Origin of the sequence: Streptomyces sp. NBC_00727 (assembly GCF_045161745.1) — a bacterium.
GTDB lineage: Bacteria > Actinomycetota > Actinomycetes > Streptomycetales > Streptomycetaceae > Streptomyces.
Genome location: NZ_CP108981.1, coordinates 4,942,898 through 4,964,959, shown reverse-complemented (window position 1 = coordinate 4,964,959; position 22,062 = coordinate 4,942,898). Strand labels below are relative to the sequence as shown.

The window sequence follows — 22,062 nt, the reverse complement described above, 5'->3', positions numbered from 1 at the left end:
GCACCTCGGCTGCTCGAGCTCCGGCGTCAGCGCCTCCGGCACCACCCGCTGGAACAACGCCCACAACTCATCTGGCACCAGCCGCTCAACGAGCCCCACCATGAACGACAGGCTACCGAGCTAGCCAAATGAGATGGTTTCTCAGCCGTACGCGCCCCGCCCGTAACGCCATACCGCACGCGCGCGGCTGTTGTCATGTTCCTGGGCAAAAGCGTGCGGGGGGTGGTCGGATGGTCCGGGGCGTGGTGCACACTCTGCGCAGACACTGCTTGCGTGACGTCGGCGGGGAGGCGATGGCGTGTTCGCGGGGATCGAAGAGGTCGACTGGGCCTCGATGGAGCATGCCTACGGACCGGCGGACGACGTGCCGGCCCTGCTGCGCGGGCTGGCGTCCGCCGATCCGGCGGAGCGCGAACGCGCCCTGGACGGGATGTACGGGGCGGTGCACCACCAGGGCGACGTCTATCCGTGCACGCTCGCCTGCATCCCGTTCCTCTTCGAGCTGGTCACCGACCCAGCGGTCGTGGACCGGGGCGACCTGGTCGAGTTACTGACCAGCATCGGCGGCATCGACCTCGGCGAGGACGACGAGGAGGAGCTGGACGAGGAGGAGGCGGAGGGCGCGGCCAACTACGCGATGGCGGCGGCGGCCGTCACCGCGAACGCCGGGGTGTTCTTCGCGCTGCTGGCCGACGAGGACCCGGGCGTACGGCTGAGCGCCCCGCTCGCGCTGGCCGCCCTGCACGACGACCCGGCCAGGGTGCTGACCCTGCTGCGGGCCCGGCTGGCGTCGGAGCCGGACGACGAGGTGCGGTTCGCCCTGGTCGAGGCGGCGGGACGGCTCGCCCTGCGCCACGGGCCGCTGGCCGGGACGGTCGCCGACTGGCTGAGCCGGCTGGCCGCCGAGGCCAGTCCGCCGGGGCTGCGGCTGGCGGCCCTGGCCCAGCTGGCGCGCTGCGCACCGCGCTCGCTGCCGGGCGACGTGGTGGCCGTGGTGACGGGCCTGCTGCGGAAGCTGCGTACGTCCCCCGGGCCCGGCGGCCCCCGGACCCGCACCGCCGAGCCGCCTGGGACGGGCGCCGAGGCGGCCCCGGTGACACTGCTCGGGCAGGTGCGGGCGCTGTCCGCCGAGGAGACCGCGGGGCGGGCCGCGCCCTGGACGGCCGATCTGCTGCGCACGCTGCACGCCGGGCTCGACGACCGGGTCGCCGAGCGGGCGGCGCTGCTGGCCGAGCAGCTGCGGAGCCCCGACCCCTGGCAGCGCGTCGACGCCGTCCGCCTGAGCGACCGGCTCATAGGCGGCTGGCGGGGTTCCTACGAGGAGCTGGTGCGCCTGGTGGGCGAGCAGCTCGCCGCGCCCGAACCCAAGCTCGCCGAGGCCGCCTCGCACCTGCTGGAGGGGCTCTTCGGGCTGGCCGCCCCGGCGGCGGACGCGCTGGCGGAGCGGGTCGCGGCGGACCCCGGGGCGTGGGTGCGGACCTGGCCGGACGGGCGGGCGCAGCTGGGCGGCGCGGTGAAGGCCCTGGCCCGGCTGGGCGACCCGCGCGCCCTGCCCGCCCTGACGGCGGCCCTCGGCCACCCCCTGGTGCCGTACGACGTGGGTCCCGGCATCGCCCGGCTGGGCGAGGCGGCCCGGCCGCTGACCGGTGCGCTGCGGCAGCGGCTGGATGAGGCGGTGCTCGATGAGCGGGCGTACGACCGGGTGGGGCCGCTGCTGAGCGCGCTCACCGCGCTCCGGACGGGCGGGGCGGCCCCGGGAGTGCTGCGGGTGCTACGCGGGGCCCCGGGCTCCGGGGACGAGCGGCTGCGTACGGCGGCGCTGCGGGCCCTCGCGGCTTTCGGGCCCGCCGCGGGCTGCGCCGTACCTGAACTGCGCGCCCTGGTGCGGCGGACCGGCACGGTGGAGGCGGCGGAGGCGGCCGGGGCGCTGTGGGCGGTGGAGGGGGACGCCGACGCGGTGCTGCCCGCGCTGGTCGCGGGGCTGGCCTCCCGGAACGTGGAGGCGCGGCGGGCGGCGGTGGGCACGGTGGGGCGCCTGGGATGGCGGGCGGCGGCGGGCGCGCCCCGGCTGCGGGAGCTGCTGCGCGACGGGAACGTGTGGCTGCGGGTGGACGCGGCGGTCGCTCTGTGGGAGGTTTCCGGTCGTGCCGAGGAGTCCGTCCCGGTGCTGCTGGCGGCCTGGGGGCAGAACCCCCACGTCCGGGTTCGGGTGGCGGAATGCCTGGCGCGCATGAGGCCCGCTGGTGCAGGGTCGGACGCGGCACGCGTGCTGCTCACCGAGCTCACCTCCGTACGCCGTCACAACGCGCCGGAGGGCGACCGCGGCAGCCACCACACGTACACCGACGAAAAGCTGCTCGCGCTCTGCCGCCGGGCGCTCCTGGGGAACACGGGGAAGGAACCCACATGATCATTTTCGGCACGCGAGGTTATCTGTACCAGCTGGCGGTCCTGACGCTGGTCTGCGGCTGGTGCGGGAACCCGTCGGCGCACACGCTGCGCAAGCGGGTCACGAAGTTCACGCTGTTCTTCGTGCCGCTGTTCCCGTTCTCGACGAAGTACGCCACGCAGTGCACGTTCTGCGGCGGCGAGCAGCGGATACCCAAGGAGCAGGCCGAGCAGCTGCTGGCGCAGCACGCGGCCTCGCAGGACGGCAACCCGTTCGGCCAGTCCCCGCAGCAGGGGTACGCGTCGGGGGCGCCGGGCCAGGGGCAGAACCCGTACCAGCACTGACGTCCTCCCCGGGCCGAGGAGCGGGAGTCCCTGACCCACACCGAGAGTCAGGGACATAACCGACATAGCGCCTGCCTCTTGCTACGTTGCGGGGCATGACCGCATCGACGGCGGACGCACCCCCGCCCGAGCTGCGCCTGCCCAGGCGGCGCGGCGTGGAACTCTCGCTCCTCATCGGGGCCGTCCTCATCTCCGTCTACGGCTACGCCGCGGTCGGTCTGGCCCACGACGACGCGGTCCCGCCCGATGTCGCGGGGTACGGCGGCGGTCTCGGGCTGCTCGCACTGCTCGCCCATCTCGCGGTCCGGCTGCGCGCCCCGCACGCCGATCCGCTGCTGCTGCCCATCGCCGTCCTGCTCAACGGGCTCGGCCTGGTGCTGATCTACCGGCTCGACCTGGAGACCCCGGGCGACCGGGCGGCGACGACCCAGCTGATCTGGTCCACGATCGGCGTCGCGTTCTTCATCACGGTCGTGGTGTTCCTGCGCGACCACCGGGTGCTCCAGCGCTACGCGTACCTCTCGGTGGCCGCCGCGCTCGTCCTGATGATCGTGCCGATCTTCTTCCCGGCGGTGAACGGGGCGAAGATCTGGATCAGGGCCGGCGGTTTCTCCTTCCAGCCCGGGGAGTTCGCCAAGATCCTGCTCGCGGTGTTCTTCGCCGCCTACCTCGCGGCGAACAGCAACGCCCTCGCGTACACCGGCCGCAAGGTCTGGAGATTCCAGCTGCCCACCGGACGGGTGCTCGGCCCGATCGTGGCGATCTGGCTGCTCAGCGTCGGCGTCCTGGTCCTGGAACGCGACCTGGGCACCTCGCTGCTGTTCTTCGGCCTCTTCGTGATCCTGCTGTACGTGGCGACCGGGCGGCGGGGCTGGATCGCGGTGGGACTGCTGCTCGCGGCGGTCGGCGCGTTCGTCGTCGGCTCGTTCGAACCGCATGTGCACAGCCGGGTGCAGGACTGGCTCGATCCGTTCGCCTCGATCGACGCCGGACGCGGTCCCGGCCAGCTCGCCCAGTCGCTGTTCGCCTTCGCGGCCGGCGGGATGCTCGGTACGGGGCTCGGGCTCGGCCACTCCGTCCTGATCGGGTTCGCCGCGAAGTCGGACTTCATCCTGGCGACGGCCGGCGAGGAGCTGGGGTACGCCGGACTGACCGCGGTCTTCCTGCTGTACGCGCTGCTGGTGGCGCGCGGCTACCGGGCCGGGCTCGCCCTGCGCGACGCGTTCGGGCGGCTCCTCTCGATCGGGCTCGCCTCGATCCTGGCGCTCCAGGTCTTCGTGATCGCGGGCGGGGTGACGGGGCTGATCCCGCTGACCGGGATGGCGATGCCGTTCCTGGCGCAGGGCGGTTCGTCCGTGGTCACCAACTGGATCATCGTGGCGCTGCTGATCCGGGTCAGCGATCTCGCCCGCAGACCGGCGCCGGACGAGGTGGAGACGGGGGTCGTGGCCTCGGTCCCGGCGGAGCGGCCCGGCGCGGAGGGCGAGCGGTGATCCGCTACATCCGGCACGCCGCCGCGTTCTGCCTGCTGCTGCTCGTGGCGCTGCTGGCCAACGCCGCCCGGGTCCAGGTCTTCCAGGCCGACGAGCTGGACGACAACCCGGCCAACCGGCGTACGACCATCGCCCGTTACGACGAGCCGCGCGGTAACATCCTGGTCGACGGCCGGCCGGTCACCGGCTCGAAGGACACCGGCGAGCAGCTCGCGTACGAACGGACCTACCGCTACGGGCCCCTGTACGCGCCGGTGACCGGGTACGCCTCGCAGACGTACGGCACCACGCTCGTCGAGAACGCCGAGGACAACCTCCTCTCCGGCACCGACCCGCTGCTCGCCCCGGTCCCGCTGTGGGGCGAGGTCAGCCGGAGCCGGCAGCCGGGCGGGGACGTCGTCACGACGGTCCGGGACGCGATGCAGCGCGCCGCGTACGAGGGGCTGGGCGACCGGCGGGGCGCTGTCGCGGCCGTCGAACCGGCGACGGGGCGCATCCTGGCGCTGGTCTCGACCCCCTCGTACGACCCCGAGCGGCTGTCGGGGACCGGCTCGTCCGTCACCGACGCCTGGCGGGAGCTGAACGCGGCGGACAGCAGGCCCATGCTGAACCGGGCGATCCGGCAGACCTATCCGCCGGGCTCCGCGTTCAAGATCGTGACGGCGGCGGCCGCGCTGGACGCCGAGGTCGTCACCGACCCGGACGCGGAGACCGACACCCCGTCCCCGTACGTCCTGCCGGGCACCTCGACCGTGCTGCCCAACGAGTCGCGCGGCTGCGAGAAGGCGTCCCTCTCCGACGCGATCCGGGTGTCCTGCAACACCGTGATGGCGCACCTGGGGGTGGAGGTCGGGCTCGACGGCATGGTGGAGGCGGCCGAACGGTTCGGCTTCAACGACACCGGCCTGAAGGTCCCGTCCAGGGTGGCGAAGAGCAACTTCGACACGGACATGAGCGACGACCAGCTCGCGCAGTCCTCGATCGGCCAGTTCGACACCACGGCGACCCCGCTCCAGATGGCGATGGTCGCGGCGGCCGTCGCCAACGGCGGTGAGCTGATGTACCCGCACCTGGTGGAGCGGACGACCAAGCACGACGGCGCCACCGTGCACACCACGGGGTCGCGCTCCTACCACCGCGCGATGAACCCGATGACGGCGACGCGTCTGCGGCAGATGATGATCGACGTCGTCCAGGACGGTACGGGCACCAACGCGGCGATCGACGGCGCCACGGTCGGCGGCAAGACCGGCACCGCCCAGCACGGCGTCGACAACTCCGACCTGCCGTACGCCTGGTTCATCTCCTGGGCACAGGCGGACGGCGCGGCCCGCCCGGCGGTCGCGGTCGCCGTGGTCGTCGAGGACGCCGAGGCCGACCGCGCCGACATCAGCGGCGGCGGCAGCGCGGCCCCGATCGCCCGGGCCGTGATGGAGGCGGCCCTGGAACCCGACGGGGGCGGCTGAGCGGGATGACGGGCCGTCCGTACAAGTACGCCGACATCGCAGGTGAGTACGGGTACTCAGGGCGCCGCGGCCTCCGGGACGGCAGCCTGGACTCCGACAGCCACCCCCTGAAGGAGTTCCACGATGCGTACAGCCGGCCATCCCCGTCGTCTGCGGACCACCGCAGCCCTCACCGTAGGCGGCGCGGTCCTCGCGCTCCTCACGTCCGCCTGCTCGACGGCGGACGCGGTCTGCTCCGGCGGCGAGTACCCGGTGCTCTACGTGGGCAGCACCGGCAGCGCGTGTGTGAAGGACGGGCAGGAGCCGCCCGAGGGCTACGCCCGCTACCCCGAGGGCAAGGTCCCGAAGCACGTGGACGACAAGTGGTGGACGTACTGGAACGAGCACACCCTCGACAAGGACGGGAAGATCGTCGAGGTCTCGGAGTAACGGCCGTCCCGAGTGGTCAGCCCGCCGTGCCGGCGCCGATCGGCCTGCGCATCTCCTTGCGGACCTGCGCGGCCTGTCGCGCCGCCTCGGCGAGGTCGACCTCGTCCGGGTCCTGGAGCGCGGTCTCGGCGGTGACGACGGCGACGAGGGCACCCGTGTTGTCGTCGCCCCACGCGCACATCGGCAGGGTGCTGCTGCCGATCCCGTCCTCCTTCGACCGGACGACCTCGCAGGCGATGGTGATCCCGTAGCCGGCGGGAGTGAACTCCCGGACGGGCACGGCCACGGTCACCCCGTCGGCGTCGGCGGCCCCCTCCAGGATCTTGTCGCGGGCGAACTCCGGGGACTTGATGCGGCCCCACATGCCGGAGACGATCACCGTGCCGCCGCTCTTCGACGTGTACTGCGCGACCACCGCCTTGGGGTCGCGGATGGACGGGTCGTAGGTCTCCTCGATGCCCTTGCCGTCCGTCGCCGAGGTGTCCGCGTGGAGGGTGTACTCGCCGTCCAGCAGCGTCTTCTGCACGGTCAGCCTGTACTCCGCCGGCGGGAACGCCCGGGTCCCCGGCAGCTTCCCGTCGTCCGCCGCGCCCACCAGCCGGGAGACCCCGAAGGCGACCCCGCCCGCCACCACGAGCGCCCCGACGACGATCCCCACGATCAGGCCCGGCCGGGTCCGCCGCGGCGGCGGGAACCCCGGCCCGCCGGGCACCGCGCCCCAGGGCTGCGGCGCCGGCGCCTGCGGGTACCCGTAGGGCTGCTGCTGTCCGGGCCCCGGCTGCTGTGCGTACGGGTTCGGCTGGGGCTGCGGCGGCCCGTAGGGGCCCTGGGGCGCACCGTAGGGGCCGCCCTGGGGCGCGCCGTACGGGCCCTGCGGCGGCTGGGGCGGGGGCGTGGTCATGGCGCCCAAGCTACGGCATGGGTACGAACACGCTTTCTACGGCCGGTGCGGGGCTCCGTCAGGCCTCCGCACCGCCCTGTGCGATGGCCTCGGCCACCTCCGCCACCCGTTCCCGCTCCTCCGCCTCGAAGCGGTCCTTGTCCAGTTGCTCGGCTATCTCCTCGTCCTGGGCCATGAGGAGGTCCAGGTTGGAGTCGCCGAGTTCGAGGACGCCCATGTCGACGTACGCCTTCTGGAGCCGTTCGCCCCAGAGGCCGATGTCCTTGACGCACGGGACGATCCGGCTGAACAGCAGCTTGCGGAAGAGCTGGAGGAATTCGGAGTGCTCCGAGAGGTCCTTCGCCTCCTGCTTGCCGATGCCGAAGTTCTCCAGGACCTCGACCCCGCTGAGCCGGTCGCGCATCAGGTAGCAGCCCTCGATGACGAACTCCTCGCGCTCGCGCCGTTCCGCGTCGCTGAGCTGCTTGTAGTAGTCGCGCAGCGCCATCCGCCCGAAGGCGACGTGGCGGGCCTCGTCCTGCATCACGTACGCGAGGATCTGCTTGGGCAGCGGCCGGGTCGTGGTGTCGCGGATCATGCCGAACGCGGCGAGCGCCAGGCCCTCGATGAGGACCTGCATGCCGAGGTAGGGCATGTCCCAGCGGGAGTCGCGCAGGGTGTCGCCGAGCAGGCCCTGGAGGCTGTCGTTGACCGGGTAGAGCATCCGCACCTTCTCGTGCAGGAAGCGGCCGTAGATCTCGGCGTGCCGGGCCTCGTCCATGGCCTGGGTCGCGGAGTAGAACTTGGCGTCCAGGTCCGGGACGGACTCCACGATGCGGGCGGCGCAGATCATCGCGCCCTGCTCGCCGTGCAGGAACTGGCTGAACTGCCAGGCGGTGTAGTGCTTGCGCAGCTCGCCGCGGTCCTTCTCGGTCATCTTCGCCCAGTGCGGGGTGCCGTACAGGGTCAGCGCCTCGTCGGGGGTGCCGAGCGGGTCGGACGGGTCGACCTCCAGGCTCCAGTCGATGCGCTTGTTGCCGTCCCACTGCTTGTCCTTGCCCTTCTGGTACAGGGCGAGGAGGCGCTCGCGGCCGTCGTCGTAGTCCCAGCTGAAACGGGCGGCGCCCGAGGCGGGCACCGTCCACAGCGGCTCCTCGGGGGCGGTGGTGTAGAGGTCGTGGGTCGACACGGACGGCTCCTTCGCCTCGCGAATGCCGGGAAGTCGGCGGGCTCCCCGCTCAGTTGGCAGGTTCACACGCTGGTAGACGCGTGGTCAACAAGTCGTGCGCAAGGGATTGACGGCCTTGCTGACAGGCAGTCTCATAGTGGATGACCGCCGGTAACCCATGTGTGAGGTGCCTCCAGCCATGACGACCGTCTCCGAAAGCGACCTGCAGGCCCTCCGCGACGCACTCGGCCCACTGCGCGGCCGCGAACAGATCGCGGAACGACTGCTGGAGGCCTCGGCCAAGCACTCCTTCGACCCGGACGAGGAACTCGACTGGGACACCCTGCCCGAGGACGGCAAGTGGTTCTGGCCGCCGGAGCTGGTCTCGCTCTACGACACCCCGCTGTGGAAGCGCATGTCGCACGACCAGCGGCTCGAACTGGCCCGCCACGAGGCGGCCTCGCTCGCCTCGCTCGGCATCTGGTTCGAGATCATCCTCATGCAGCTGCTCGTACGGCACATCTACGACAAGCCCGCGACCAGCAGCCATGTCCGCTACGCGCTCACCGAGATCGCCGACGAGTGCCGGCACTCGATGATGTTCGGCCGCATGATCACCTGGGGCGACGGGCCCACGTACGCCGTACCGCGCAGGTACCACAACATGGCGCGCGTCCTCAAAAGCGTGTCCACGACGCCCGGTTCGTTCGCCGGGACGCTGCTCGGCGAGGAGATCCTCGACTGGATGCAGCGGCTGACCTTCCCCGACGAGCGCGTCCAGCCCCTGGTACGCGGCGTGACCCGCATCCACGTCATCGAGGAGGCCCGGCACGTCCGCTACGCCCGCGAGGAGCTGCGCCGCCAGATGGTGACCGCGCCCCGCTGGGAACGCGAACTGGCCCGCGTCAGCTGCGGACAGGCCGCCCGCGTCTTCTCCGTCTGCTTCGTCAACCCGCAGGTGTACGAGAACGTCGGGCTGAACCGCCACGAGGCCGTCGCCCAGGTGAAGGCCAGCGGACACCGCGCGGAGGTCATGCAGACGGGCGCCAAGCGGCTGACCGACTTCTTCGAGGACATCGGCGTCCTGAACGGGGTGGGGCGCAGGCTGTGGAAGAGCTCGGGCCTGCTGGCCTAGCGGTGGCAGCCCTTAGTCTGGGCGGTATGACCCCTGCCGCAGCCGCGCCGCCCAGCCGTGCGTACCGAAGGCTCAGCGTCGAGGAGCGGCGCGCCCAGCTGCTGGGAGCGGCGCTCACGCTCTTCGCCCACCGGGCCCCCGACGAGGTCTCGCTCGACGAGGTCGCCACGGTGGCCGGGGTGTCGCGCCCGCTGGTCTACCGCTACTTCCCCGGCGGGCGCCAGCAGTTGTACGAGGCTGCGCTGCGGTCCGCCGCCGAGCAGCTGAAGCTGTGCTTCACCGAACCCGCCGAGGGCCCGCCCACCGAGCGCGTCACGCGTGTCCTCGACCGCTACCTGGCCTTCGTCGACGAGCACGACACCGGCTTCAGCGCCCTGCTCCGGGGCGGCAGCGTCGCCGAGACGTCCCGGACGAGCACCATCGTCGACGAGGTCCGGCGCGCGGCGGCCGAGCAGATCCTGCTCCACCTGGGCCAGGACGGGCACAGCGAACCCGCGCCCCGCATGAGCATGATGGTCCGCACCTGGATCGCCGCGGTCGAGGCGGCCTCGCTGATCTGGCTCGACGAGGGCAAGCGGCCGGACGCGCACGAGCTGCGCGACTGGCTGGTCGACCAGTTCATCGGCCTGCTCGCCGTCACCTCGGCCTCGGACCCGCAGACCGCCGCCGCGGTGGCCGCGCTGCTCCCGCTGGAGACCGTGGAGGGTCCGGCCGGCCGGCTGGCGGACCGGCTGGCCCCGCTGGTGGGCGTCGCCGCGCATCTGCTGCCGCCGGACTGACCGGCTGCGCGGGGCGCGATGCCCGATCGGTCAGACTGGCCCGGTGAGAAGTGAGAACACCGCCTTCGTCGGCGGCCCGCTGGACGGCCGGGTGCTGCCCGTCCTCACCGGCGCGACCGGCCACCCGCCCAAGTGGTACGAGGTCCCGGTCCCGGACGCCGCCGGCGGACCGCCCACCGTGTACGCGTACCGCAGGGCCCCGGCCGGGTACTCCAAGCGGCTGCACCTGCAGCGCGGCTGGGTCTACGAGTACGCCCCCGAGGGACGCGAGCGCCACCGGCCGCGGTGGCCGTGGTCCAAGCCGGGGGGCGGTGGCGGGCGAAGCCCGGAGGAACCGCCGCACTAGGCCCTGTCGTCACATTCCCGTCGTCCGCCCGGAGGGCGGGCCGGGCGGCGTCAGGTGCGTGCTCTCGGCGTGCCGGCCCCAGATCCCTGTACTGGACGTACCGGGGTCTGGGGCCGGTGCGGCGAGAGTGCGTGCATGGCGTCGCCCGGCAGACGGGAATGTGACGACAGGGCCTAGGATCGGTCGTCCGGTCCAGGGAAGGCCGGGACCGGTTACGAGGGGGGATGCGCCATGGAGGCGCCGCGTCAGGACGATCCAGGCCGTTTCGGGCCGTACACCGTGCTGGCGCGCCTGCGCGAGACGGCCTCCTCGGTGCAGTACCTCGCACGCGGCGAGGCCGGGACCGACCTCGTCGTCGTCACCGCAGCCCGCCCCGCGCTCGCCGCGCTGCCCGCCTTCCGGCGCCGCTTCGAGGCCGAGACGCGCATCGCGGACCGGCTGGCGGGCGGCTGGGTCGCGGAGTTGCTGGAGACCGCCGCGGACGGCACCGGCGAGGACCGGGGACCGTGGACCGCGTCGCCGTACGTGCCCGCGCTGACCCTGGCCGAGGCGATCGGTACCGCGGGGCCGCTGCCCGAGCGCGCCGTACGGATACTGGGCGCCGGCCTCGCCGAGACGCTGTCCCGGGTGCACGCCACGGGGGACGTCCTCCAGGGCCTCTCCCCCCGCACCGTGCTGCTCGCCGAGGACGGCCCCCGGCTCACCGCGTTCGGCCCGCTGGGCGCGGCGGCCGAGGCGGAGGCGGGCGAGGGCGGGCGGCTCTCCGTGCGGCTCGGCTACCTGACGCCGGAACAGCTCGCGGGCGAGGCGGCGGGCCCGTCGTCCGACCTCTTCGTGCTCGGCCTGCTGCTCGCGTACGCGGCGACCGGAAGCACCCCGCTGGCGGCCGGCGACCCGGCCGGGGCCGCCGAGCGGATCGCCGCGGGCGACCCCGAACTCGGGGACGTACCGGACTCGTTGCGCGACCTGGTCGCCCGGTGCCTGGCGAAGGACCCGGCGGACCGCCCCACCGCGGGGACGGTCGCCGCCGAACTGGCCCTGGAGGGCGCGGCGGCCCTCGCGGCGGGCGGCTGGCTCCCGGACCGGCTCTCGGCGGACGTGACCGCCCAGGGCGTCGCGGCGCACCGGCTGGCGGCGGAGCCCGAGCCGGGCGAGGCCGCGCCCGACGTCCAGGACGCCGTACCGCCCGTACCCGCGTGGCAGCAGCCGGGCGCCGCGTCCGAACCGGTCCTCGACACCCGTACGACGCAGCTCAAGGCCATCGGGCACCAGGCCGGGGCACCTGCCGCCCCGTGGCCGAACGCGGAGGCCTACCAGCAGCAGCCGTACACCCCGCAGCCCCAGCCCCAGCAGGCGCAGTTCCCGCAGACGCCGCAGCCGCTGCCCGTCCCCCCGGCGCCGGTCCCGGCCGTCGCCCCGGCCCCCGGACCCCGGCGGGGCGGTCTCGACCGGCGGGCGCTGCTGTTCGGCGGTGCCGCGGGCCTGGCCGGCCTGCTGATCGGCGGCGGGGCGGTCTACGCGACCGGGTCCGGCGACGAGGCGAAGGCCGCCGAGGACCCCAAGCCCGCACCGAGCACCCCGGAGCCCACCCTGGCAGGGACGGCCCCGCAGCCGCGCTGGGTCTACACCCACCCGGAGGGCGAGCCCGCCCCGCTGACCGCCGCGCTCTGGAAGGACCGGCTGGTGGTGCTGACCGACGAGAAGCGGGCGAGCGCGGTGGACCTGCGCACCGGGCGCCGGGCCTGGGCGAGCGAGGACGGTGCCGGGGGCCGGGCCGCGCTTCCCGTCGACGACGAGCACTGCTTCGTGGCGGGTCCGGACGAGTTCTTCTGGATCTCGGTGAAGGACGGCAAGGTCGCCCACCGGCTGGCCTGCGCCGACGGTTTCGAGGACGCGCCGGGCCTCAAGGTCGGCACCCTGGTCGGCGCGGACGCGACGAGCATCTGGTTCACCGCCGCGCACAAGGTGACCGTGAAGGCACCCAAGCCCAAGAAGGGCAAGAAGCGCGGCAAGGACAAGCAGGTCGTCAAGTCGTACCTGTTCGCGTACGACATCGCGCAGCGCAAGGAGCTGTGGCGGACGGGGCTGCCCAACGGCCGCGGCGACGTCGCGCCCGCGTACCGGCTGATCGCGGTCCGCCCGGACTCCGTGGTCGTGCAGCAGCGCCTGTCGTCCCTCACGCCCGCGCAGGTGAAGGCCGCCAAGAAGAAGTCGCGGTTCAGCAGCTACGACCGGAAGACCGGCAAGCTCCAGTGGACCAAGGCGTTCGGCGGCGTCGCACTCGACGCGGCTGCCGTGGGCGACAAGGACGGCACGCTGTACGCGGCGGACGGCACCGCTCTCCGCGCCTTCGGGACGGCCGACGGCAAGGCGAAGTGGACGGTGAAGGGCGCGCGCGGCTCGGTCTACGGGCCCTCGGTCCCGGCGGAGGGCGTGCTGCACACCACCAACGTCAACCAGGAGGTCGGCGCCGTCGACCTGGCGAGCGGGAAGCCGCGCTGGCAGCGGTCCACGGAGGCGACGCCCGGCGCGGCGGCCCCCCAGATCGCCGTCAGCGGCTCCGGCGACACCCTGCTCGCGGCCGGAGCCGGGCAGGTCACCGCGTTCGCGGCGGCCGACGGCAAGCGGCTGTGGAAGTTCCAGGACATCGGCAACCAGGCCCCGGAGGGCGAGACGGTCACGGCCGGCTACCAGGTGCTGGCGTACGACAGGACGGCGGTCGTCCGGCGCGGGCGCACGGTCTACGCGTTCCCGGTCGCCTGACCGGTCGTCCGACCGCCCCCGCACCCACCCGGCGTACGGGCCGCCGCCTTCCGGGCGAATCCGGAAGCGGTGGCCCGTCGCCACGCCCGTGGGTTCTTGCATCACCCTCCGCCACGGGTGAGCGTATGAACGAATTGCGCTCACTCATGGGGTAGTCGCACGATTCACCCCGGTTTCGGAGGTGATGACGTGTCATCGGCCACCCTGGTGCGTTCCTTCGGTACGGCGGCTCTGGCCGCCGTCGTCGTGGTCTCGCCGGCCACCGCCGTCGCGGCCCCCTCGCCCGCGCCGGCCGTCCCCGGCGCCCCGGCCGGCGGTGTCGCCGGGCTGCTGAGCGAGGTGCAACGGCTCTACCAGCAGGCCGAAGAGGCCACCGAGACCTACAACGGCACGGCGGCCGAGCTGAAGAAACGGGCCGCGCGGGCCAAGAAGCTGGGCGCCGCCCTCGTCACCGCCCGCCGCTCGCTGGCCAAGGGCCGCGACGCCGCCGGGCGGCTGGCCCGCGAGCAGTACCAGGGCCGGTCCGACCTCTCCGCGTATCTGCGGCTGCTGCTGATGCGCGACCCCGAGGCCGCCCTGACCCAGGGCCAGGTCATCCAGCGCCTCGCCGCCGGGCGGGCGGTGGCCGTGCAGCGACTGGGCGCGGCCGAGAAGCGGGCCGACGAGCTGGCGAAGGAGTCCCGCAAGGTGCTCGCCGAGCAGCGGACGCTCGCCGCGCGGAAGAAGAAGGAGCGCGACACCGTACGGACCCGGCTGAAACAGGTGGAGGCGAAGATCGCCACGCTCTCCGAGGACCAGCTCGCCGAGGTCTCCGGCCTCGCCCGGGAGAACACGGACAAGGCCCAGAACGCCCTGGTCGCCTCCGGGGCGCTCTCCTCGTCCCGGCCGCCGACCGCCCAGGGCGGCGAGGCCGTCCGGTACGCGGTCCGGCAGATCGGCAAGCCGTACGTGTGGGGCGCCGAGGGCCCCGGCTCGTTCGACTGCTCCGGGCTCACCTCGCAGGCCTGGGCGAGCGCCGGCCGCGTCATCCCGCGCACCTCGCAGGAGCAGTGGCAACAGCTGACCCGGGTGCCGATGAACGCGCTGCGCCCCGGCGACCTGGTGGTCTACTTCCCGAAGGCGACCCATGTGGCGCTGTACATCGGCAATGGCCTGGTGGTGCAGGCGCCCCGGCCCGGCACCAGCGTGAAGGTCTCACCCGTGGCGTCCAACCCGGTGCTCGGCGCGGTCCGGCCCGACCCGGACGGCTCGCCGCTCGCCTCGTACAAGGGTCCCGAACTCCCCGACGGCGCCACGGACGGCTCCGACGAGGGGTACGCCCCCTGAGCCCCGGCCTCGTGACGGCCGGGACCGGAGGGGCGGGGCGTCAGGCGGCCGGGCCCGCCACCGAGGCGAGGTAGGCGTCGGCCTTCTCCGGGTCGAAGAAGAAGTTCTCGAAGTCCGCCGGGTCGTTGAAGCCGTTGGCGAAGCGGTCCGCGACCGGCTGGAGCTGTCCGGCGGCGCCGATCAGGTTCAGCACGTGCTCCGGCGGGACGCCGAGCATCGCGTTGGTCCACTTGGTGACGTGCTGGGCGGTGTCCCAGTAACGGTCGAACGTGGCCTGCATCCACGCCTCGTCGAACTCGCGGTCGCCGTGCTCGACGATCGCGTTCAGATAGGCCTCGGCGCACTTGGAGGCGGAGTTGGAGCCCTGGCCGGTGATCGGGTCGTTGGCGACGACCACGTCCGCGACGCCGAGCACCAGACCGCCGCCGGGCAGCCGGCCGACCGGCTTGCGGACGGTGGGGGCGTAGCGGCCGGCGAGGGTGCCGTTGGCGTCGGTCAGCTCGACCTTGGTGGCGCGGGCGTACTCCCACGGCGTGTACCGCTCCATCAGCTCCAGCGTCTTCGCCAGGTGCTCGGAGGGGTCCTTGATGCCCTGGAACGCGTCGAGCGGCCCGCCGGGGACGCCCTCCCAGAACAGGATGTCGGCGCGGCCGGAGGTGGTCAGGGTCGGCATCACGAAGAGCTCGCCGACGCCCGGGACGAGGTTGCAGCGGACCGCGTCGAACTCCGGGTGCTCCGGGCGCGGGCCCATGCCGTGCACGTACGCGACGGCCAGCGCGCGCTGCGGGGCGTCGTACGGCGAACGGGACGCGTCCCGGCCGAACATCGAGACGAGCTCGCCCTTGCCGGCCGCGACCAGCACCAGGTCGTAGGTGCGGGAGAAGTAGTCCAGGTCGGAGACGGCCGCGCCGTGGATGACGAGCTGTCCGCCGCGCTGGGCGAAGGTCTCCATCCAGCCGGCCATCTTGACGCGCTGGTCGACGGACTGGGCGTACCCGTCGAGCTTGCCGACCCAGTCGACGGCCCGTGAGGAGTCGGGGGCGGCGACCGAGACGCCGAGGCCCTCGATGCGCGGGGCCTGCGACTCCCAGAAGTTGAGCCGGAGGCCCCGTTCGTGCTGGAGCGCGGTGTGGAACATGCACTGCGTGGACATGACCCGGCCGGAGCGGATCTCGTCGGCGGTGCGGTTGGACATCAGGGTGACTTCGTACCCCTTGGACTGCAGTCCGAGGGCGAGCTGGAGCCCGGACTGACCGGCTCCGACTATCAGTATCTTCCGCATCGCGGTTCTCCGTTGTGTGTTGCTGGGGCTACGCGGGGCTGACGTCGAGGGCGTGGCCGACGAGCGCCAGCAGGGATTCGACGACCGTGATCCGGTTGCGTGCGTCCATGATCACTATCGGGACGTGCGCGGGTACGGTCAGAGCCTCCCGGACGTCGTCGGCCTCGAAGCCCGGCGTTCCCTCGAAGTGGTTGACGGCCACGATGTACGGCAGTCCGCAGCTCTCGAAGTAGTCGAGGGCGGGGAAGCAGTCGGCGAGGCGGCGGGTGTCGGCCATGACGACGGCACCGATCGCGCCGCGCACCAGGTCGTCCCACATGAACCAGAACCGCTGCTGGCCCGGCGTGCCGAACACGTACAGCACGAGGTCGTCGTCGAGCGTGAGCCGGCCGAAGTCCATGGCGACGGTCGTGGTGGCCTTGTCCGGGGTGGCGCTGAGGTCGTCGGTGTCCTCGCTGGCCCGGGTCATCATCGCCTCGGTCTGCAGCGGGGTGATCTCGGAGACCGAGCCCACGAACGTGGTCTTGCCGACGCCGAAGCCGCCCGCGACCACGATCTTCGTGGCGATCGGTGCCCGGGTGCGGTCCAGCTGCCAGGGCTGGAGCTTCTCCTCGGGCTGGTCCTCCGGGCCCGGCTGCCGCGGTGCGAACAGCGACTCAGAGACGGCGGAGTCCATCGAGCACCCTTTCGAGCAGTGCGCGGTCGGGCTGGCCGGTGCCGTGCCCGGTCCCGTACACGCGGATCTTTCCCTGATCGGCCAAGTCGCTGAGCAGCACCCGGACCACGCCGAGCGGCATCTTCAGCAGCGCGGAGATCTCCGCGACCGTGCGCATCCGCCGGCAGATCTCGACGATGGCCCTGAGCTCCGGCATCACCCGGGAGGCCAGGTTGCCGTTGGTGAGTTCGCGGCGCTCCTCGGGGGCCTCCAGCGCGGCGACGAACGTCTCGACGAGCAGGACGTGCCCGAAGCGGGTGCGGCCGCCGGTGAGCGAGTACGGGCGGACCCGTGCGGGCCGTTTGCCGGCCCCTCGTACGGGAAGCTTGCGGGCGGGTCCGGCAGCGGCGTGGCTCACTGGGCGCTCTCCATCGATTTGCGCAGTTCACTGCGGAGTTCGGGGGTGAGTACGTGTCCGGCCCGGCCGACGAACAGCGCCATGTGGTACGCGATGACGCCCATGTCGCAGTCGGGGGCGGCGTGCACCCCGAGCAGCGATCCGTCACTGATCGACATGACGAAGACGCTGCCCTCCTCCATGGCGACCATGGTCTGCTTGACGCCGCCGCCCTCCATCAGCTTCGCGGCGCCGACGGTGAGGCTGCCGATGCCGGAGACGATGGTCGCCAGGTCGGCGCTGGAGCCGCGCGGTCCGCTGGGCTTTCCCTCTTCGGGGGCGCTGAGATGGCCGGGGTCGGAGGACAGCAGCATCAGCCCGTCGGACGAGACGACGGTGACCGAGTGGACCCCTGGCACCTCCTCCACCAGATTGCTCAGCAGCCAGTGCAGGTTCCGGGCCTCGGTGCTCAGCCCGAATGTGCTGGGCGCAGTCAACTGCGTGCCTCCTCGACTGTGTCCCCCGTCTCTCCGGTCCGGCCGTCGGTGCGGCCTGCCGGCTCGGCGTGCTCGGTACGTGTGGTGCTCGCGGCGCCCGTGTCCTCGACCAGCTCGGCCTCGACGTCGCGGCGGCCGTCCTTGGCGCCCTGGTGGAAGCCGCCGAGCCGGCGCCGCAGGGCCTCCTTGTCGACGCTCCCCCGCCGTTCGGCTGCGGGCGCCCCGGCGGGCCGGACGACCTTGGGTGTCCGCTTGGGCAGCCCCTTGCCGGTGACCGGGCCGGCCTCGGGGCGGCGGGGGGCGGGGACGGTGTCCGCTGCCGCGCTGTCCGCCGGCACGGGCGTCTCGGAGGGTGCGGTGACCGCCGGCGCGGGGGCATCGGGGGCGGTGGGCGCCGCGTCCGCGTGCGGGGCATCGGGGGCGGTGGGCGCCGCGTCCGCGTGCGGGGCATCGGGGGCGGTGGGCGCCGCGTCCGCGTGCGGGGCCTCGTCGGCGGCGCGCTCGTGGCGGTCGGGGCCGATGGCGTACGGGCCGGCGGCGGTCGCGTCCGCTGCACGAGGCGGCCGGGGCAGGCGCACCTGGAGGGTGGCCTCGGGGTCGCTCTCGGGGCCGGGGTCGGGGTCGGGGTCGGGCTGGGGCTCCGTGGCGGCTGCGGCTTCGGGCGCGGCTGCGGGCTCGTCGGCCGCAGGCGCCTCCGGGGCGGCGGGCGCCTCCGGGGCCTCAGGGGTCACGTCGGCCTCAGGAACCTCCGGCGCCTCCGGCGCCACAGGCGCCCCCGCTCCCGCGAGGGCACGTTCCGCCGCCGCGATCATCGGGTCGTCGGAGGTGGACGCGGCGCGTCCGGGCAGGGTGTTGGAGTTGGCCTCGGCGACCGAGCCCGGCAGGTTGAGCGTGGGCGCGTCGCCCGGGGCCGTGACCGGCGGCGGCGTCGCGGCCGGGAGGGCCTTGGGCAGCAGGGCCTCCGGGAGCACGACGACCGCGGTCACCCCGCTCCCCTTCTGCTCGCGCAGCTCCACCCGTACGCCGTGCCGGGCGGCGAGCAGCGAGGTGACCTGGAGGCCGAGCCCGGCCCCGTCCGCGTTCTGCTCGCCGGCCTCGAAGAGCGTCGGGTCGGCGAGGCGGGTGTTCAGCTCGCCCATCCGTACGGAGGACATGCCGATGCCCTCGTCCTGCACGGAGAGCATCACCTCGCCGCTCTCCAGGAGCCAGCCGGAGAGCTGGACGTGGGAGTCGGGCGGGGAGAACGAGGTGGCGTTCTCCAGAAGTTCCGCGACGAGGTGGCTGAGGTCGTCGGCGGCGAACCCGGCGACCTGGGCGTGCGGCGGGAGGGACTGGATGGTGACCCGCTCGTACCGCTCGATCTCGCTGACGGCGGCGCGCAGGACGTCGACCATCGGGATCGGGCCCGGGTGGCCGTGGCCGTGGTCCGCGCCGGCGAGGACCAGCATGTTCTCGCTGTGACGGCGCATGACCGTGGCCATGTGGTCGAGCTTGAAGAGCGTGCCGAGCCGTTCCGGGTCCTGCTCGCGCTCCTCCAGGGACTCGATGACGCCGAGCTGCCGCTCGACCAGGCCCAGGGTGCGCAGTGAGAGGTTGACGAAGGTGTGGTGGACGGTGTTCTTCAGCTTCTCCAGCTGGGCCGTCAGGTCGGCGGCGCGCACCTGGAGTTCGGCGCGCTGGACGGTGAGGGCCTCGCGGCCGGCGACCAGCTCGGCGCGCTCGGTCTCCAGCTCCCCGAAGCGCCCGTTGAACTCCGTCAGCAGTCCGTGCAGCCGGCCGTGCAGGGCGTTGATGGAGCGGACGACCTGGGCGAACTCGTCGTTGCGGCCGGTGTAGCGGACCGGCTCGGCGGTGGCTGGGTCGGCGGCGAGCCGGGCGGCGCCGATCCGCAGCACGGCGAGCGGCTGGGTCAGGGTGCGGGCGACGGCGGTGGAGACGGCGACGGCGACGAGCAGGCAGCCGCCGAGGAGCGCGATGCGCAGTTCGAGGGCGGTGACGTCGTCGTCGCGGAGCTGTTCGAGGCGCTGGACCTGGGTGGTGCCGAGCGCGGCCTCCACGGAGCGCATCCGGTCGACGCGCGCGGAGAGGGCCGCGGCGACCTTCTTGGTGCTCACCTTCAGGTCGTCGTCGGAGAGCTCGGGGCGGTCGGTCAGCTCGGCGAGGTACTTCTCGGCGCTGTTGACCTCGGGGCCCGTGACGGTGGAGGACAGCTTGTCGCGGGCGGTGGCGCCGGCGGCCTGGTCGAAGCCGGCGAGCGCGGAGAGTTCACCGACCCGGGCCTGCTGAGCGGCGGCGCTCAGCGCGTCGCGGGTGCGGTCCTCCTTGGTCTCGCCCTCGTCCTGGGGCTGGACCGGGAGGCCGGTGAACGGGTCGATCCGCGGGGTCGCCGGTTCCGGCCGGGGCACGGCGAGCGCGGCGAGCAGCAGCCCGCGGGCGGCGGAGGCCTGTTCGGTTGCCCGGCCGAGCGCCTGCGGGGTGCGGGTCGCGTCGGCGGCGCGCGGCGGGGTGCTGCGGGCGAGCTCGTCGGCGAGGCCGTGGAGTTTGCCGATGACCTCGGAGTACGCCTGGTGGGCCTCCAGCGCCGTGCCCTTGCCGCTGACCGCGTCCCGGCGCAGCGAGGGGATGGTGGACAGGTCGCGCAGCAGGTCGGCCGGGGCCGCCTCGCGGATCTCGTCCACCTGCTGGTCGACGCGGGCGCCCCGGTTGCCCGGCTCGCCCTCCCGGCCGGCCGCGATGTACGCGGTGACCTCGTCGCGCTCGTCGGCGAGCGAGTGGGCCAGGGAGATCGCCTGCTGGTTCAGCTCGGCGAGGGTGACCAGGTGCTGGGAGTCGGTGAGGTCTGAGGAGGCGGCGAGCACGGCCGGTGTCCCCGCCGCTATGACGGTGATCCCGACGACGGCGACGCCCGCGATCAGCCGGCTGCGGACGCGTACGGTGCGACCGCCCTCGGCCGGGGCCGTCGGCGCCGCCCCGGAACCGCTGTTGCTGCCGCCCTTGCTCCGAGGCCGCTTCTTCTGCACCGGTGCTCGCAATCTTGACTCGTCCGCCCTTGAAGCAGAGGTGACGCACGGTCACATGAACGAGCGTCCCGCCCCCTGGTACGGCTTCCGACCATTCCAGTGCTTTTCGGGAGGGGGCGCGCATCAACCGCTCCGCCACACGAACGAGTGAACATCACTCCGGAGTTGGCGAACAAGTCTCCCCAGCGGGCTCCGGCGTCATGCGTGGACACCGGCTGGAACTTCCGGGCGGGCTTTGGCAGGATGCCCGCCCGCACCCCGGGGCGGAGTGATTCCTTCCGCCCGGCCGACCTTCTGACCTGCTGGTACGCACCAATCCCGGTGCCGTGCAGGCACGGTGAAGGCATCGTGCAGACTGGTCGCATGCGTATCGAACTCGCGACCGCCGCCGGTGCTCCCGATCGCCCGAACGAGGACTGGACGGCCACCGTCCTCCCTGCATCCGGTCGGGGCGGGGGGCTGGTGCTGCTCGACGGCGTCACCCCGCCCAGCGGTGACGCCGGTTGTGTGCACTCGGTTCCGTGGTTCACCGCGAGGCTGGGCGGGGCGCTGGTCGAACTGTCCGGTTCACGGCGGGATCTGACCTTGCGGGAGATCCTCGCGGAGTCCATCCGGCGCACCGCGGACGCCCACCGTTCCACGTGTGACCTTTCTCACGTACGTACGCCACAGGCAACCGTCGTCGTGGCGCGTTGGGACGAGGCCGAGATCGAACACCTGGTGCTGTCCGATTCGGTGCTGCTGCTCGAGTCGCCGGCCGGGGAGGTCCGCGCGGTCCTGGACGACCGGCTGGACCGGCTGCCCCGGGAGCTGCTGGTGTCGGAGGCGGTGGCCGATGCCCGGGCGCGCAACAAGGAGGGCGGCTTCTTCACGGCTGCCGCCGACCCGGCCGTGGCGGAGCGCGCGGTCGTGGGGCGGACGCCGCGCGCCGGCGTGCGGGCGCTGGCGGCGATGACGGACGGGGCGAGCCGGTGGACGGAGATGTTCGGTGAGGGCGACTGGGCGGCGTGCCTCGGGGTGCTGGAGAAGGAGGGCCCGCAGGGCCTGATCGACCGGGTCCGCGCCCTGGAGACCGCGGACACGGAGCGTAAGCGCCTGCGCGGCAAGACCCACGACGACGCGACGGCGCTCTACGCCCGGCTGTGAGCGCCCGGCGCCCCTTCAGTCCTCGGCGCGGGCGTTCAGCTGGTGCAGCAGCCGGGCCAGTTCGGCGACTTCCGCGCGGTCCCAGTCGGCGAGCTTGCGGACGTAGCGGTCGCGGCGGGCGTCGCGGACGCTGCGGAAGCGGGCGAGGCCCTCCTCGGTGAGGTGGACGAGGAAGGCGCGCCCGTCGGCGGGGTCGGGCTCCCGCGCCACCAGGCCGAGGGCTTCGAGGGCGCGGAGTTGACGGCTCATGGTGGCCTTGCCGACCCCGAAGTACGCGGCGAGATCGGTGGCCCGCTGCCGGCCGGCGGATTCCAGGCGTACGAAGAGGCCGTAGGCGGCGGCCTCCAGTTCGGGGTGCACCTCGCGCGCCATCTCTCCGGAACTGGCCCGCGCGCGCCGCAGGAAGACGGCCAACTCCAGCTCCAGGGCGAGGAATTCGTGGTCCACACCACTTCCTCCGGTTGCGCCGGGTTCACGCCCGCTTTCGCTGCCGTGCACGTCAACTCCCCTCAAGAGCTTTCCCGCAGATGAAAGTTTCTTCCGCCGA

19 protein-coding genes are annotated in these 22,062 nt (G+C 73.2%); 11 read left to right on the top strand and 8 right to left on the bottom strand.

Annotated elements, in window-relative coordinates:
- Positions 1 to 298 precede the first annotated feature (298 nt).
- The 5 genes from OG242_RS22640 to OG242_RS22620 all read left to right on the top strand — a co-directional run bounded on the left by OG242_RS22640 (position 299) and on the right by OG242_RS22620 (position 6,121).
- Positions 299 to 2,410, top strand: a complete 2,112-nt coding sequence (locus OG242_RS22640) for a HEAT repeat domain-containing protein (protein WP_405899891.1) — start codon at positions 299 to 301, stop codon at positions 2,408 to 2,410.
- A complete protein-coding gene (locus tag OG242_RS22635) occupies positions 2,407 to 2,733 on the top strand; it encodes a zinc-ribbon domain-containing protein (RefSeq protein WP_405899890.1) in 327 nt (108 codons plus the stop codon). The genes OG242_RS22640 and OG242_RS22635 overlap by 4 nt, the downstream gene beginning before the upstream one ends.
- Before the next feature lie 95 nt (positions 2,734 to 2,828).
- Positions 2,829 to 4,226 carry an FtsW/RodA/SpoVE family cell cycle protein gene (locus tag OG242_RS22630; protein WP_405899889.1) on the top strand — a complete coding sequence of 466 codons (1,398 nt, stop codon included), beginning with the start codon at positions 2,829 to 2,831 and terminating at the stop codon, positions 4,224 to 4,226.
- On the top strand, positions 4,223 to 5,692 hold the full coding sequence (locus tag OG242_RS22625; RefSeq protein WP_405899888.1) for a penicillin-binding transpeptidase domain-containing protein: 1,470 nt from the start codon (positions 4,223 to 4,225) through the stop codon (positions 5,690 to 5,692). Before OG242_RS22630 ends, OG242_RS22625 begins: the two co-directional genes overlap by 4 nt.
- A gap of 123 nt (positions 5,693 to 5,815) precedes the next feature.
- Positions 5,816 to 6,121, top strand: a complete 306-nt coding sequence (locus OG242_RS22620) for an SCO0607 family lipoprotein (RefSeq protein ID WP_405899887.1) — start codon at positions 5,816 to 5,818, stop codon at positions 6,119 to 6,121.
- Positions 6,122 to 6,137: 16 nt separating this feature from the next.
- Here OG242_RS22620 and OG242_RS22615 read toward each other — a convergent pair whose 3' ends face one another.
- Positions 6,138 to 7,022, bottom strand: coding sequence for a hypothetical protein (locus OG242_RS22615; RefSeq protein ID WP_405899886.1), 885 nt, complete (start codon positions 7,020 to 7,022; stop codon positions 6,138 to 6,140).
- A 58-nt stretch (positions 7,023 to 7,080) separates the two neighbouring features.
- On the bottom strand, positions 7,081 to 8,190 hold the full coding sequence (locus tag OG242_RS22610) for a ferritin-like domain-containing protein (protein WP_405899885.1): 1,110 nt from the start codon (positions 8,188 to 8,190) through the stop codon (positions 7,081 to 7,083).
- A gap of 178 nt (positions 8,191 to 8,368) precedes the next feature.
- Here OG242_RS22610 and OG242_RS22605 point away from each other — a divergent pair, with 178 nt between their 5' ends.
- The 5 genes from OG242_RS22605 to OG242_RS22585 all read left to right on the top strand — a co-directional run bounded on the left by OG242_RS22605 (position 8,369) and on the right by OG242_RS22585 (position 14,518).
- A complete protein-coding gene (locus tag OG242_RS22605) occupies positions 8,369 to 9,304 on the top strand; it encodes a diiron oxygenase (RefSeq protein WP_405899884.1) in 936 nt (311 codons plus the stop codon).
- A gap of 26 nt (positions 9,305 to 9,330) precedes the next feature.
- The gene (locus OG242_RS22600) at positions 9,331 to 10,083 is read left to right on the top strand and encodes a TetR/AcrR family transcriptional regulator (RefSeq protein WP_405899883.1); all 753 of its coding nucleotides are present in this window, start codon (positions 9,331 to 9,333) and stop codon (positions 10,081 to 10,083) included.
- Between the two features lie 43 nt (positions 10,084 to 10,126).
- Entirely contained in the window at positions 10,127 to 10,429 is a 303-nt protein-coding gene (locus OG242_RS22595; protein ID WP_405899882.1) for a hypothetical protein, read from the top strand.
- A gap of 231 nt (positions 10,430 to 10,660) precedes the next feature.
- Positions 10,661 to 13,192: a PQQ-binding-like beta-propeller repeat protein gene (locus OG242_RS22590; RefSeq protein WP_405899881.1), complete on the top strand. Its 2,532-nt coding sequence runs from the start codon at positions 10,661 to 10,663 to the stop codon at positions 13,190 to 13,192.
- A 189-nt stretch (positions 13,193 to 13,381) separates the two neighbouring features.
- Entirely contained in the window at positions 13,382 to 14,518 is a 1,137-nt protein-coding gene (locus tag OG242_RS22585; protein ID WP_405899880.1) for an NlpC/P60 family protein, read from the top strand.
- A gap of 40 nt (positions 14,519 to 14,558) precedes the next feature.
- On the opposite strand, the gene OG242_RS22580 is transcribed toward OG242_RS22585, so the two are convergent.
- Genes OG242_RS22580 through OG242_RS22560 form a run of 5 tightly spaced genes read right to left on the bottom strand, consistent with a single transcriptional unit; the run spans position 14,559 to position 20,369 of the window.
- Positions 14,559 to 15,800 carry a styrene monooxygenase/indole monooxygenase family protein gene (locus tag OG242_RS22580; RefSeq protein ID WP_405899879.1) on the bottom strand — a complete coding sequence of 414 codons (1,242 nt, stop codon included), beginning with the start codon at positions 15,798 to 15,800 and terminating at the stop codon, positions 14,559 to 14,561.
- Between the two features lie 28 nt (positions 15,801 to 15,828).
- Entirely contained in the window at positions 15,829 to 16,476 is a 648-nt protein-coding gene (locus OG242_RS22575; protein WP_405899878.1) for a GTP-binding protein, read from the bottom strand.
- The gene (locus OG242_RS22570) at positions 16,457 to 16,873 is read right to left on the bottom strand and encodes a DUF742 domain-containing protein (RefSeq protein WP_018521102.1); all 417 of its coding nucleotides are present in this window, start codon (positions 16,871 to 16,873) and stop codon (positions 16,457 to 16,459) included. The genes OG242_RS22575 and OG242_RS22570 overlap by 20 nt, the downstream gene beginning before the upstream one ends.
- Entirely contained in the window at positions 16,870 to 17,349 is a 480-nt protein-coding gene (locus OG242_RS22565; RefSeq protein ID WP_405899877.1) for a roadblock/LC7 domain-containing protein, read from the bottom strand. Before OG242_RS22565 ends, OG242_RS22570 begins: the two co-directional genes overlap by 4 nt.
- Complete coding sequence (locus OG242_RS22560) at positions 17,346 to 20,369, bottom strand: nitrate- and nitrite sensing domain-containing protein (RefSeq protein WP_405899876.1); 3,024 nt, start codon at positions 20,367 to 20,369, stop codon at positions 17,346 to 17,348. Before OG242_RS22560 ends, OG242_RS22565 begins: the two co-directional genes overlap by 4 nt.
- Before the next feature lie 363 nt (positions 20,370 to 20,732).
- Here OG242_RS22560 and OG242_RS22555 point away from each other — a divergent pair, with 363 nt between their 5' ends.
- Positions 20,733 to 21,515, top strand: coding sequence for a hypothetical protein (locus OG242_RS22555; protein ID WP_405899875.1), 783 nt, complete (start codon positions 20,733 to 20,735; stop codon positions 21,513 to 21,515).
- 15 nt (positions 21,516 to 21,530) lie between these two features.
- On the opposite strand, the gene OG242_RS22550 is transcribed toward OG242_RS22555, so the two are convergent.
- Complete coding sequence (locus OG242_RS22550; RefSeq protein ID WP_405899874.1) at positions 21,531 to 22,013, bottom strand: MarR family winged helix-turn-helix transcriptional regulator; 483 nt, start codon at positions 22,011 to 22,013, stop codon at positions 21,531 to 21,533.
- Between the last annotated feature and the right edge of the window lie 49 nt (positions 22,014 to 22,062).